A 12,837-nucleotide genomic window follows, 5' to 3' on the forward strand; every position below is an offset into this window, starting at 1 on the left:
TTTGGTAACAGCGTCGACATGCTAGGCGGCACTGACAGTATAATTTGCGCGTATCTTAGCATGAGTTTATCGGAAATTTTAGCGGCTAAAACTATTCTCAACTCTATCGCTAGGTAATTCACCGATAATTAGTTTTAACAACAGCAGAAATTGCTAGCTAAAGCATGTATAATATTGGGCAATTCTATTACTGTATTTTGCTGTTATTTATCGAACTAAAAATTAGTTAATAACAGTATTAACCAGCAAATTCGTTGGTTTCTTGGAGAAGTTTGTGACTAATAACGATGTTTTACGCCGTCTTAGATATACCTTTAATTTTAATGATCAAAAGGTTATCAGCATTTTTGCATCTGGAAATTTAACCGTAACTCGAGAGCAAATAAGCAATTGGCTTAAAAAGGAAGAAGATCCTGCCTACATAAACTGTCCTGATACAACGTTTGCATCATTTTTAAATGGCTTTATTAATGAGCGTCGTGGCAAAAAAGAAGGTGAACCAGCGAAAGCTGAGAAGCGCTTAAATAATAATATTATTTTAACCAAACTTAAAATCGCTTTTAACTTAAAAGCTGAAGATATTATCGAAATTTTGGCCTCAGTAAATTTTCGCTTGAGCAAACCGGAGTTAAGTGCTTTTTCTCGTAAACCTGAACATAAAAATTATCGTGAATGTAAAGACCAAGTGTTACGTAATTTCTTGCAAGGCATTGATAAAAAGTTTCATGTACAGCGCCGTGCAAAAGCGCAAACTAGCAGCCACATGCCATCAACAGAGAAAGATAAATTAGAGAAAGTGTTAGATAACAAAAATTACAAAGCGGCAAAGCCTAACGCAAGCAAAATATATGTAAACCCAAACAAAACCAAAGTTGAACGCAAACCCGGCGAGCGTAAGGTACTTAAATTGAAACCTAAAGATATTTGGGGCGAGTAATTTAACATTAAAGAGTGTAGTTCTTTGTGCTATAAATAAAGTAAATAGCAATTAATAGATTCTTAATAATAATATTAACAAGGAAAGAACTATGACTGAAAATACAACACCAGAAAATCCACAATCAGAAAACAAGCAGCCGCCAGAAGAAGTTGCAATGCCAAGCTGGTTTAACGTGGTCGCGATTTTGGCGTTAGTTTGGAATTTGCTTGGCGTGATGGCGTTTGTTAATCAAATGATGATGACGCCAGAAATGATCGCTGAGCTGCCGCAAGCTGAGCAGGATTTATATGCTACAACACCAGTTTGGGCAATTGCAGCTTTTGCCGTTGCTGTGTTTGGTGGTGCATTGGGGAGTTTAGCTTTACTGCTAAAAAAAGCGATAAGTTATCAATTGTTGGTGGCATCGTTTGTTGGCGTTGTTGTGCAAATGTTCCATTCATTTTTTATTAGCAATTCGTTTGAGGTTTATGGGCCGGGTGGCATGATAATGCCTGTTATGGTGATTGTGATTGCGTTATTGTTGGTTCGGTTTTCGGCCAAAGGTATTAATAATCATTGGTTTGATTAATTCAATAATAATTGGCCGCAAGTAATAATTGACCGCAAGTAATAATAGATAAAAGCTGGTGATTACCGGCTTTTTTTGTAATTAGTTGTTGGCTAGGAAAATATATAAGTTGATCAACAAGGTGACGATTAAGCTCGTATAACCTAAGGTCAATTGAAATTTTTTCAGTTTAGCTTTACTACTAAATATAGCGACCACAGCGCCTAGCAGTAAGCCTGCCATTACAGCTAATATAACTGAGTAAGTAAATATAAATAAGTATTCCATCTTTTCACCTTTACTTTGATTAAGTAGCTGCTGTTAAGTTGGTAGATATAAAGCGGTTATAAATTATCCTAAATTAACGTAATAAAAAATCACCTATCTTTATGTTTTCATTGCTTAGAAAAATGCCAACCTAAGTTTAGCCACATTATCGCTATCAAGTTTTACTTTTATCTACAGGATACTGGATTACTTAAATGGTTTTTATGATAAAAATCAACATTGCTCACCGACAAGTGCTACAATTTCAGCGCAATTTTAATAGGTTTAAATTTACGACTCTTTAATTGATGTTAACAAGTATAAGAAAGAAGGCCGTTGGCAGCTTTTTATGTGCAATTGTTGCCGTTGTAGCGACGATAGTATCGACGCAGTATCAAGCACCAGTAATGCTTTTTTCGCTATTGTTGGGTTTAGTTGCCCATGCCTTTTATCGTAATCAAAAAATTCAAGCAGGTGTTAACTTTTGCTCGCGTGAATTATTGCGTTTTTGTGTGGGCTTATTAGGTGTTCGTATTGCCTTTTCTGATATTGTTTCATTGGGGATTATACCGCCACTCATTGTTATGATTAGTATGGCATTTACTATGGTATTCGGTGTGTTTTTTGCGCGCTTGTTAGGTTTACCCAAATCATTTGGCGTACTTTCAGGCGGCGCTGTTGCAGTTTGTGGTGTTTCTGCAGCAGCGGCAATTTCAACGGTATTACCTAAAGATAAAATGCAAGAAAAATACTTTGCACTTACGGTTATAGGTATAACCACCTTTAGTACTTTATCAATGATCTCCTATCCTATTTTGGTCAAATATTTGGGCTTTTCTGATGAATTGGCTGGCGTGTTTATTGGTGGTGCGATTCATGATGTCGCGCAGGTTGTCGGTGCTGGTTACACCATTTCCCCTGAAGCTGGTGATGTTGCCACTTATATCAAACTACTGAGAGTCGCGTTGTTAATGCCGATTGTAATGATGGTGTTTTTTGCTTTTAAAGAACGAGACAGTCAAATGGAGGCAGGGGTTAGTGCTTTTATTCCTGGCTTTTTGATTATGTTTTTCCTGCTTGCTTTCTTGAAAAATATTGGCGTAATACCAGCATGGTTAATTGAAATTATTCGTGTTGTTTCATCTAACTTACTTGTGGTTGCTATTGCTGCTATTGGTATTAAAACATCACTTAAACAGGTGTTATCAGTAGGTTGGCGACCAGTATTATTGATGGGCAGTGAAACCGTATTGTTAGCAAGTTTAATTGTTGGTAGTTTATTGTTTTTCTACTAAATAAATTTAAGGCTAATAGCTTGTATCAACAATATTTGCTTCGCTGATGCGCTCAAGCCTTGCTTGCTCTTCAGCAAAAGCGGCTTTAATTTCTTCCAGTACCATATCAACATTAGCACTGACATTGTTGTCTTTGAATAAGCCGGTAAGTTCTGATTCTGCGGTTAATTCGCCACGTTCAAATAGTGCCCACATTTCTTCGGCATATCTGCTTTGCTTAAGTGCAGGGCTGAATTGAGCATAGTAATTGGTCATATTCGTGACATCGCGCAGTAGCATAGCTTTGGCGTTGTTGTTGGCTGAGGCATCAACGGCCTGTGGAAGATCTATAATGACAGGGCCATAATCATCCACTAAAACATTAAACTCTGATAAATCACCATGAATAATACCCGCACATAACATTAATTTTACATAATGCATCACAAGGGCATGATCTTCTCGTGCTTGCTCGGCTGACATAATGACATCATTTAAACGTGGAGCAACATCACCTCCGTCGTCAGTGACAAGTTCCATTAGCAAAACACCGTCGAAGCAACCAAAAGGTTGAGGTACGCGCACACCAGCATCTGCTAATTTATAAAGCGCATCAACTTCCGCATTTTGCCATGCTGACTCTTGCTGATTTCGTCCGTATTTCGAACCTTTTTCCATTGCTCTAGCGCGGCGACTATTTCGGCTTTTTCTACCTTCTTGATATTGCGCTGCTTTTTTAAAGCTACGTTTGATAGCTTCTTTATAGACTTTAGCGCAGCGAATATCGTCGCCACAACGTACCATATAAACAGTGGCTTCTTTACCACTCATTAACTGGCTAATTACTTCATCTACTAGGCCATCATCAACAAGTGGCTGTATGCGTTTAGGTACTTTCATGGCGTCGTTATACCTTAGTTACGCGCGGGAAGATATAACAAAATTATAACTTTTAATTCATCAATAGATTAATTTGCCGTGCTGTTGGGGTAAAATGAGTAAATTGATCAACCACTAAGCGATTACTATGATCCCATTTATTAGCCAACTTTCCGTTACAGAACAAGCGCTTTGGCTAAAGGCGTTAAAGTTGGAATTGCCAAATGAAACCATTGTTTTAGCGGCTGATATTTCTCAAGAGCAGAAAGAGCAGTGTCAAATTGCCATTGTGGCTAACCCTGACATGTCAGAGTTAGCTGAGTTTAAAAACTTACATTGGTTGCATAGTGTTTGGGCAGGCGTAGAGAAATTAATGACAAGTTTACAGGCCTCAGCAATGCATGTGACACGCTTGATTGATCCTCACCTAAGCCAAACTATGGCCGAAGCTGTGCTTGCATGGAGCCTGTATTTGCACCGAGATATGCCAACATATGCATTACAACAGCAGAAGAAACAATGGCAACAGCTAGACTATATTCCTGCATCTAAAAGACGTATTGGCATTTTAGGTTTAGGAGAGCTAGGACGAGCAAGTGCACTGCAATTACAACAAAATGGTTTTCAAGTGATGGGCTGGAGCCGGAGTGCAAAAGAGCTTGAAAATATTAAGACTTATGCTGGCGAAAAAGGGCTTGTCGACATAGTATCGCAAAGTGATATTTTAGTTTGTTTATTGCCGTTAACACCTGCCACCAAAGGCTTAATTAATCGTGATCTAATAAATGTTATGCCCGTTGGCAGTTCACTAATTAACTTTGCACGTGGCGGTATTGTTAATTCTGATGATTTATTGCAAGCATTTGCTAATCAGCGTATTAAACATGCGGTTTTAGACGTATTTGAGCATGAGCCATTATCGTCAAAAAGTGAGTTTTGGCATCACCCTAATATAACAGTACTACCACATATTTCTGCACCAACCAATATGGCCAGTGCTTGTCAAATAGTAGCGAAAAATATTATTGAATATCGAAAAACTGGCCAACTGCCTGAATGTGTTGATAAAGTCCTAGGTTACTAGCATTCGACCTAGCATGGAATGGTGACAGGCAAAGCGTTTTTCTAAGGTTTATAGTTGTAAACCTGAACCCGCCAATTTTTCATATTATTTGTTATTGGCTTTTATATTCTTTTAGCCAGAGTCTTCTTTAGCTCATTTAATCGGCGCCCTTCAATTTATATTATGCACGAGCTGATTTGTTTATTTTAATTTTATTGTTACATATGGGTAAAAGTAAATTGCATATTTGGTGTATTGTTAATTAATAGCAAATAAATATAATGGCTCGACATTAACAACGGTTAAAGTTTTGATAGCGCAACCCAGAATAGTTTTATTCAACTATAGTTATGGGCGTTATTAACGTAACTGAATAGAACTTTTCACAGAATATGATGTAGCGAAGTAAAGTTATACATATAGCGTTATAGAAAAATTATTTTAAATATATTGAGGAGCGAAAATGGCTGATAAATTTATTAAATCAAAAGCGGCGATTGCTTGGGGGCCAAAGCAACCTTTGTCGGTTGAAGAAGTTGACGTTATGTTACCGCGCAAAGGTGAAGTGTTGATTAAAGTTATTGCTTCGGGTGTTTGTCATACTGATGCCTTCACTTTATCAGGTGAAGATCCTGAAGGTATTTTTCCGGCTATATTAGGCCATGAAGGTGGCGGTATTGTTGAGCAAGTAGGTGAAGGTGTAACAAGTGTCGAAGTTGGCGATCATGTTATTCCTCTTTACACTCCAGAGTGCGGAGAGTGTAAATTTTGTTTATCTGGCAAAACCAATTTATGTCAAAAAATTCGTGAAACACAAGGCAAAGGTTTAATGCCTGATGGTACAACGCGTTTCTATAAAGATGGCCAACCAATTTATCACTATATGGGCTGCTCAACGTTTTCTGAATATACCGTGCTACCTGAAATTTCATTAGCCAAAGTTAATAAAGAAGCGCCATTAGAAGAAGTGTGTTTATTAGGCTGTGGCGTTACAACAGGTATGGGCGCTGTAATGAATACCGCTAAGGTAGAAGAAGGTGCAACTGTCGCGATATTTGGCTTAGGTGGCATTGGTTTATCAGCGGTAATTGGTGCAACTATGGCGAAAGCAAGCCGTATTATTGCTATTGATATTAACGAAAGTAAATTTGACTTAGCGAAGCAACTGGGGGCAACAGACTTTATTAACCCGAAAAATTTCGATAAGCCAATTCAGGACGTTATTGTTGAAATGACAGACGGCGGCGTTGATTACTCATTTGAATGTATTGGTAATGTTAATTTAATGCGCTCAGCATTAGAGTGCTGTCATAAAGGTTGGGGCGAGTCAGTGGTTATTGGTGTTGCCGGTGCTGGTCAAGAAATATCAACGCGCCCATTCCAATTAGTAACTGGTCGTGTATGGCGCGGTAGTGCTTTTGGCGGTGTAAAAGGTCGTAGTGAATTACCTGATTATGTAGAGCGTTATTTAGCGGGCGAGTTTAAGTTGAGTGATTTTATCACTCATACGATGGGCTTAGAAGATATTAATGAGTCATTTGAGTTAATGCACAAAGGCGAGAGTATTCGTACTGTTATTCATTTCGACAAGTAACTTCCTTGATAGTTTTGCTGCAATTAAATTATGTTGTAGCAAATTTTTTAGGTAAATTTAGAAGGCGAACAATGAGTTTAGAAAATATTAGTGCAAATAAGAGTTTTGGAGGTTGGCACAAGCAATATAGCCACTTTTCAAGCAGTGTAAATAGCACCATGCGTTTTGCTATTTATTTACCACCACAAGTATCGAAAGGGCAAAAAGTTCCAGTACTTTATTGGTTGTCGGGTTTAACCTGTAGCGATGAAAATTTTATGCAAAAAGCAGGTGCGCAACGCATTGCTGCCGAGCTTGGAATTGCTGTTGTTGCTCCTGATACAAGCCCAAGAGGTGACGATGTTGCTAACGATGAAGGTTATGATTTAGGCCAAGGTGCTGGCTTTTATGTTAATGCTACGCAAGCTCCGTGGAATAAACATTTTCAAATGTATGATTACATTGTTGATGAGTTACCTAAGTTAATTGAAGAAACGTTTCCTGTAACATCTCAACGCGCCATTTCAGGCCATTCTATGGGGGGACATGGTGCCTTAATGATCGCGCTTAAGAATCCTAACCGATATAGCTCAGTATCGGCGTTTAGCCCAATTAGTAACCCTATTAATTGCCCTTGGGGACAAAAAGCATTTGCTGCTTATTTAGGTGAAGATAAGTCAACATGGAATGATTTTGATTCGAGCATCTTGATGAAAAAGGCAACAGCGTTTGTACCTGCTAAGGTTGACCAAGGTTTAGGTGATGACTTTTTAGTGGAGCAGTTGAAGCCTGAAGCTTTAGTTGCAGCAGCAAAGGAAAATAGTTATCCATTAACGTTAAATCAGCACGAAGGTTATGACCATAGCTATTACTTTATTGCTAGTTTTATTGAAGCGCACCTGCGCTTTCATCAGCAATATTTCACTTAATGCTGGTTCGTGCAATAACTCATTAATTAAAAGCCTTTGTTTATTACAAAGGCTTTTTCGTTTATCAAAGTTTTTTAGCTGTAATAACATAGCGCTCGTTAGCGTCATCGCCAATACCATTAAATGGATAGCAAGTAATTAAAACTAGACTGCTATCGTCTCCTAACAAAGGTAGCTTTCCCGAAGATGCGTCTACTATCTCAATTGCTTCAACTTGATATAGCTGGCTTTTGCCATCTTGGTCAGTCATTGATATTACGTCTTTCATTAAAATATCCTCTAAAAATGCAAAATGGCTGTCACGGTGACCTGCAACGACAAAAGGGTTACTCGAACTTGGCTGATTAAATGGTGCAATAGCACCTGCTGAAAAAGCCAAAGTTGTAGGGTCGCCGCCATTTAGCACCACAATAGTTTCTCGCAAACGTTGAAATGACAATTGCGCAATAGGGAAGGTATCAGCCCATGGCCAGGGCTTAATGGCGTTTCTCAGGTAACCTTGGCTATTTTGTCTAGGTTGTGCAGCTAGTGATTGTTGCCAGCTATGCTGTATTAATTGCTGTGATAACCATGCCTTTGCGGGTAGCCAACTGGCATGCACACATAGAACTGCACCCAAAATAACAAGCGCTTTTGCAGCAATTTTGGCAAGCCTATTTTGCGTATACACGTAGTAGTACCGATGCAATTATTATCATAAGCAAACCTATAATGAGCTGTTGGTGCCAGCCCATTGCTGTTTTTGGCATTGCTACCATTAAATCTTCATGCGCTTTAGCCAGCATGTTTTTTTGAGGCGCTAATTTGTTGGCATTTTTCGCAGTAGACAGTGGTGCTAGTTCATCTTGTTTTTCAACCGCAATAAAACTGGTGTAAGGCGAGATAATTTGGTGGGCAATTGAAGTAGTAATTACCTGTTGCTTTACGTGTTGGGCATCTGCACCTATGACTAAGGTATCGAGTAAGTCTGCAATTTTATTTCGTGCCCAAATAGTGGAAATTCCTCGAGCGCTTTGGTTGTCATCAATAATAATTTGTTGAAACCAAGGTTTATTTGCCATATCGCCGGTTAGCTGTGCGCTGGTGATTGGGAATTTTGATTTAATGGCAACTTGCAATGGCTCACCTAAGTACAAATCAGTGATTTTCTTTGGATAAATTTCAGTTTGTTGATGAATTTGATTGTCGAGCAACAGTTGTATATTGCTCACTGCAGGTTGGCTGATTTTGTCCATTAATGCCGACATACGTGTCTGTACATCTTGGTTATTTCGGATAAATACATAGCTGCCTCGGCCAAATTGCGCAGCTTTTTTCATAAAATAGCCATTGGGAGCAGCGCCAATACCAACTGTGAATAGGCGAAAGTTTCCCTGTGCGCCATCAAGTAATTGCATCAATTCAAATTCATTTGCAACGGCGCCGTCTGTAATAAACACCACTTGGCGGATTGCTTTTGATGATTGATGTTCATTTTTGTTCATCACTAAGGCTTGACTAAGCGGACGGTACATTTCGGTGCCACCATCAGCATGCAAGTTATTGATAAATTGAGTGGCTTGACGAATGTTGTAATTTGACACCATTTGCGTTTGAGAAAATAGCAGCTCAACTGAGTCATCAAAGGCAATAACATTAAAGCTGTCTTGGCTATTTAGTTGTGATATTGCATGTTGCAAACTAAGTTTTGCTTGGGTCATAGAACTTCCTTGCATAGAGCCTGAGGTGTCAATAATGAAAATTATGTCTCTTGCAAGTACTGGTGTTTTATCGGCTAGCGGCGGAAAAAAAGTTAGTAGTGTAAAATATTCATTGTTAACTTGCTCTGTAAAACTGCTTATTTGTGGCTGAAGACTAGGCTCAAGTTGCCAAGACAAATTAAAGGTTTTATTGGCAATTGCCTGTTGTTTATTAAGCGAAATTAAATAGGAAGATTGTTGACTGTTAAGTGCTTGCGTGTTGATTTTATGGCTAGCACTTTGAATAGACTTAATGGCGATACCTGCATTTAACGCAATATGAACAGATGCCTGGCTTTTTGCTACTACCTTTTGATTTGTGAGATGAAATAAAGACTCATTTAGGCTAGCGTTGTCAAAAGCAAAAATGTTGCTATTAAGTTCGGCCGGAGAGCTTTGATAATGCTGTGGTTGGTACCTGCTAGTCATTGCTAATGGTAAGTTAAGGTTTAGTTCACCATTGAAAAATGTTACTGGCGTGATGAACGTTAAAGTAACAACCACGGCCGAATGAGCAGGAATATTGGCAATATTATTAGTAAATAGGTTTGCTCGCTGTTGTTGTACTAAGCTCGCCTTTTTTTCCTGCTTCTTAGCTTGGTTGTATTTTGCTTTTGCCGCTTTTTTTTCCATGATTTGCCCAACGATCTCTTTGTCGGCCACTTTTACATGTAAATGTTTAATAGCTGCATTTTCTGGCAACGGAAATTGGTATTTGCCTTCAAGTTCAAGGCTGTATGGGTTAATGAAAACCTGTTTTATTTCGGCATAAGCCATTAAACCGCTGATCTCTATATTGGCGGTAATATCAATAGGTAAGGCTAACTGCTTACTCTGCTCGGGGTGATTAAAAATTAATTGTGGTCCATAAATTAAAGTATTTTCCTTATTTGAAAGCCCTCCCGCTGCCTGTTGGTCATTAATATTTTTACTTTGAGCCAATGGTACAATAATGGCTGTTAGCGTTATGAGTATAAGTAATACTAGCTTTAACCACTTTTTACGCTGCTTCTTACGTTTTTGTTGGTAAAAGTATGAGTCTTGATAATCGATTAATCGTAAGCTTTTATCTGAGTTAAACACTGTAATTCTCCAATATCCGTGTGATATTAGTTATTACAACAAAGCAATGCGTGTTAGTTACGGCGAGATTGAGGCAACTTTAAGAACAATTGTGGCAAAATAATGGCAGTTGTATCGCCATTTGATACGTTGGATGTTTAATGCTCTTAATAGACTGTAAAGTAAAATAGCTACTACTTGAAAAATATGACTCGTTAAATTAAGTTTACCGGCTTTAGAGCATCATTATTTAATCTTGTAAAGTATGTTTCATGTAATTTAGCCCAAAATTGACTAGTAACTTTGTTGATAACGTTAGATTCAGCATTAATTAGTACAGCAAATCCAATGCCTATTTCTGGCGAATAACCTATATCAGCACGAAAGCCAGCCACCCAACCTGAATGGTAAACTATTGGCATATCACCTAACTGATATATGCGCCAACCATAGCCATAATGAGCATCAGTTAAATGATTACGCCAGTGACGTCGCCGTAAATCTTTTTTTGTTTTAATTCTAGGTGTTGTTAACTCTGTCAATAATGTTGGTGAGAGTACCTCTGGTTGGTGTCCTAAATTGGCAATTAACCATTTTGCCATGTCGGTGATACTGGCATTAATACCAGCTGCAGGCGCTACTTTGTAGTAATCAGGTTCAACATTAACGGTGCGCCAAACGTACTTTCTAATATTATTTCCATGCTTGTCTTTCTTACCGGTTTTAATACGTTTTCTTAAAATATGAGGCTTAGCTGTATTTTGATTTTCTTTAAAAACGTCAATACCAACAGAGGCATTTTTCATATTAAGCGGGGTAAATATTCTTTCATCGAGCAATTCAACATAGGTTTTGCTTTGGCTAGCTTCGATGGCAGGTTGTAAAAAACCGTAAGCAATATTTTGATATCCGTAACATTTTGCTGGTTGGCAAATTGGTGTTACACGATCAAAGCGGTTGATTATTTTCTCCATACTCCAGTTTTCATGTAGTAGGTTGTCATAGGCGTTTGGCATTAGGCCACTTGAGTGACTTAATAAGTGCTTTAATTGAATTTTTTCAGCTGCACCTTTTGTTGCTAGCGCAAAGTTTGGAACAAACTTTGTTATGGGATCCGTTAAGCTTAGTTGATGCTCCTGTGCAAGCATGGCGGTGATCGTTGCTGCAAAAGGCTTAGAAACTGACGCCAATCGAAAAACGGTTTCATTATCTACTTTTTTGGTTTTTTTTGTGTCGGTATAACCAAAGCTCTCGAGTGCTACTATTTGATTATTTTTAACTATGGCATAGGCTGCACCGGGGATGTTGTGCTTTTTAAGTTCTTTAGCAAAATCAGCCGCTAATTGCTTATTAAAACTATTAAGCTCGTCAGCGTGACTAGAAAAGTTAACGCTATAGGCGCTTAGCGTCATAATAAAGGTGAGGAATAAACGAGAGAAATCAACAAACATGCAATGGGCTCAAATTGAAAAATCAGCTAATTTTAGCTATTCAGAACAAAATTACCAACTAAAAAGTCAGATTGTGAAAAGTGTAAATAAATTTCACTTAGGGGGGGCAACTTTGGTGTATGTTTTTGCAGCGGTTTAGCGAACATTTTTATAAGAAAGAGCTGAAGTCATGTGCTTATTCTCGACTTTGCCTCTTGAGTCACTTTAATTCCTGCCTCCATGCAGTTACACATAATTAAGTGATAACACAGTCAATATGTTCATTTAATCACATTAAATTTGTATGAAATTTATATCGCCAAGTTCTATACGGCCTAATGCTTTTGCTCAAGTTAATCGCTAAATTACATCGCGTTATAACTAAGACAAATAAACTTCACCATTACACCCGTAAACTTTGATTTAGGTCAAGGTACAGCAGAAAATGAAGTTTAAAATGGAAAAATGAGCGCATTATCGACTAAATAATGCCTGCAAAATCAACTTTAAAACTTGCTGCTAAATTAAAGGTAAGTTACAACGGCGGAATATGTAATGATAGATAGTAAACCTATAGTTTTTGCTTGCTCTGGGTGTTCGCATTTGGCAACTATGGCTAATGACATCGCACTAACACTTGACAGTGATGGCATTGCAGAGATGTCTTGTATTTCTTGGCTTATGGTCGCAGATGAAGAGCAAATTAGCGCTAAGTGTGGAAATCGAAAAGTAATACTCATTGAAGGTTGCAGCGAATCGTGTAGCCATGATTGCTTAGTAAAAGCAGGGGTGACTATTGATGTGCATTTTAATATTTCTGATTTAGGTTTTATCGCGCGTTCTGCCGGTGATTGCTCACTACAAGAAAACAGTATTGCAATGAGCCATATTTACGAAAAATTAGCTGAGCAAGGGATTGCAGCGCAATAATGTGCCTTGGGTTAATTTAATTTTGACAATAAGCCCTTCGCTTGAATCTTCTTTCGAGCGCTTATAGTGTCTAGCGATAGTAAGAATATGGAATTTATATGCTAGATCACCTTATGTTGCCAGTTATTAATTTGCAGTAAAGTGGCTTGCAAATAATCACAATTTGTTCAGCTAACATTAATGTTTGTCGATTTAAAATTGCCT

The 12,837-nt window shown here is 38.1% G+C and carries 12 protein-coding genes; 7 read left to right on the forward strand and 5 right to left on the reverse strand.

Annotated features, from left to right (window positions below):
* Positions 1–274: 274 nt before the first annotated feature.
* The gene (locus AC27HL_RS09255) at positions 275–937 is read left to right on the forward strand and encodes a YehS family protein (protein ID WP_487080682.1); all 663 of its coding nucleotides are present in this window, start codon (positions 275–277) and stop codon (positions 935–937) included.
* 91 nt (positions 938–1,028) lie between these two features.
* Positions 1,029–1,508: a hypothetical protein gene (locus AC27HL_RS09260; RefSeq protein ID WP_487080683.1), complete on the forward strand. Its 480-nt coding sequence runs from the start codon at positions 1,029–1,031 to the stop codon at positions 1,506–1,508.
* An 81-nt stretch (positions 1,509–1,589) separates the two neighbouring features.
* Here the strand turns inward: AC27HL_RS09260 and AC27HL_RS09265 are convergent, their stop codons facing one another.
* Positions 1,590–1,775, reverse strand: coding sequence for a hypothetical protein (locus AC27HL_RS09265; protein WP_487080684.1), 186 nt, complete (start codon positions 1,773–1,775; stop codon positions 1,590–1,592).
* Between the two features lie 287 nt (positions 1,776–2,062).
* On the opposite strand from AC27HL_RS09265, the gene AC27HL_RS09270 reads away from it, so the two are divergent.
* The gene (locus AC27HL_RS09270; RefSeq protein ID WP_487080685.1) at positions 2,063–3,049 is read left to right on the forward strand and encodes a YeiH family protein; all 987 of its coding nucleotides are present in this window, start codon (positions 2,063–2,065) and stop codon (positions 3,047–3,049) included.
* 12 nt (positions 3,050–3,061) lie between these two features.
* On the opposite strand, the gene AC27HL_RS09275 is transcribed toward AC27HL_RS09270, so the two are convergent.
* Positions 3,062–3,928, reverse strand: coding sequence for a PA4780 family RIO1-like protein kinase (locus AC27HL_RS09275; RefSeq protein ID WP_487080686.1), 867 nt, complete (start codon positions 3,926–3,928; stop codon positions 3,062–3,064).
* Positions 3,929–4,055: 127 nt separating this feature from the next.
* Between AC27HL_RS09275 and AC27HL_RS09280 the strand changes: the two genes are divergently transcribed.
* From AC27HL_RS09280 to fghA, 3 genes are all read left to right on the forward strand, one after another.
* Complete coding sequence (locus tag AC27HL_RS09280) at positions 4,056–4,991, forward strand: 2-hydroxyacid dehydrogenase (RefSeq protein WP_487080687.1); 936 nt, start codon at positions 4,056–4,058, stop codon at positions 4,989–4,991.
* Positions 4,992–5,433: 442 nt separating this feature from the next.
* Complete coding sequence (locus AC27HL_RS09285; RefSeq protein ID WP_487080688.1) at positions 5,434–6,564, forward strand: S-(hydroxymethyl)glutathione dehydrogenase/class III alcohol dehydrogenase; 1,131 nt, start codon at positions 5,434–5,436, stop codon at positions 6,562–6,564.
* 71 nt (positions 6,565–6,635) lie between these two features.
* Positions 6,636–7,472: an S-formylglutathione hydrolase gene (gene fghA / locus AC27HL_RS09290; protein ID WP_487080689.1), complete on the forward strand. Its 837-nt coding sequence runs from the start codon at positions 6,636–6,638 to the stop codon at positions 7,470–7,472.
* Positions 7,473–7,536: 64 nt separating this feature from the next.
* Here the strand turns inward: fghA and AC27HL_RS09295 are convergent, their stop codons facing one another.
* The 3 genes from AC27HL_RS09295 to AC27HL_RS09305 form a co-directional block, all read right to left on the reverse strand.
* The gene (locus AC27HL_RS09295; RefSeq protein WP_487080690.1) at positions 7,537–8,142 is read right to left on the reverse strand and encodes a class GN sortase; all 606 of its coding nucleotides are present in this window, start codon (positions 8,140–8,142) and stop codon (positions 7,537–7,539) included.
* On the reverse strand, positions 8,126–10,294 hold the full coding sequence (locus AC27HL_RS09300; protein ID WP_487080691.1) for a marine proteobacterial sortase target protein: 2,169 nt from the start codon (positions 10,292–10,294) through the stop codon (positions 8,126–8,128). The genes AC27HL_RS09295 and AC27HL_RS09300 overlap by 17 nt, the downstream gene beginning before the upstream one ends.
* Before the next feature lie 194 nt (positions 10,295–10,488).
* Positions 10,489–11,724, reverse strand: coding sequence for a serine hydrolase domain-containing protein (locus AC27HL_RS09305; protein WP_487080692.1), 1,236 nt, complete (start codon positions 11,722–11,724; stop codon positions 10,489–10,491).
* Positions 11,725–12,258: 534 nt separating this feature from the next.
* Here AC27HL_RS09305 and AC27HL_RS09310 point away from each other — a divergent pair.
* On the forward strand, positions 12,259–12,633 hold the full coding sequence (locus AC27HL_RS09310; protein WP_487080693.1) for a putative zinc-binding protein: 375 nt from the start codon (positions 12,259–12,261) through the stop codon (positions 12,631–12,633).
* The last annotated feature ends 204 nt before the right edge of the window (positions 12,634–12,837 follow it).

Source organism: Colwellia aquaemaris (assembly GCF_057548755.1).

Bases quoted from the DNA above. Each gene is read 5' to 3' on its own strand.
- AC27HL_RS09260 (WP_487080683.1), top strand. From the start codon at position 1,029: ATGACTGAAAATACAACACCAGAAAATCCACAATCAGAAAACAAGCAG.
- AC27HL_RS09265 (WP_487080684.1), bottom strand. From the start codon at position 1,775: ATGGAATACTTATTTATATTTACTTACTCAGTTATATTAGCTGTAATG.
- AC27HL_RS09270 (WP_487080685.1), top strand. From the start codon at position 2,063: ATGTTAACAAGTATAAGAAAGAAGGCCGTTGGCAGCTTTTTATGTGCA.
- AC27HL_RS09275 (WP_487080686.1), bottom strand. From the start codon at position 3,928: ATGAAAGTACCTAAACGCATACAGCCACTTGTTGATGATGGCCTAGTA.
- AC27HL_RS09280 (WP_487080687.1), top strand. From the start codon at position 4,056: ATGATCCCATTTATTAGCCAACTTTCCGTTACAGAACAAGCGCTTTGG.
- AC27HL_RS09285 (WP_487080688.1), top strand. From the start codon at position 5,434: ATGGCTGATAAATTTATTAAATCAAAAGCGGCGATTGCTTGGGGGCCA.
- fghA (WP_487080689.1), top strand. From the start codon at position 6,636: ATGAGTTTAGAAAATATTAGTGCAAATAAGAGTTTTGGAGGTTGGCAC.
- AC27HL_RS09305 (WP_487080692.1), bottom strand. From the start codon at position 11,724: ATGTTTGTTGATTTCTCTCGTTTATTCCTCACCTTTATTATGACGCTA.
- AC27HL_RS09310 (WP_487080693.1), top strand. From the start codon at position 12,259: ATGATAGATAGTAAACCTATAGTTTTTGCTTGCTCTGGGTGTTCGCAT.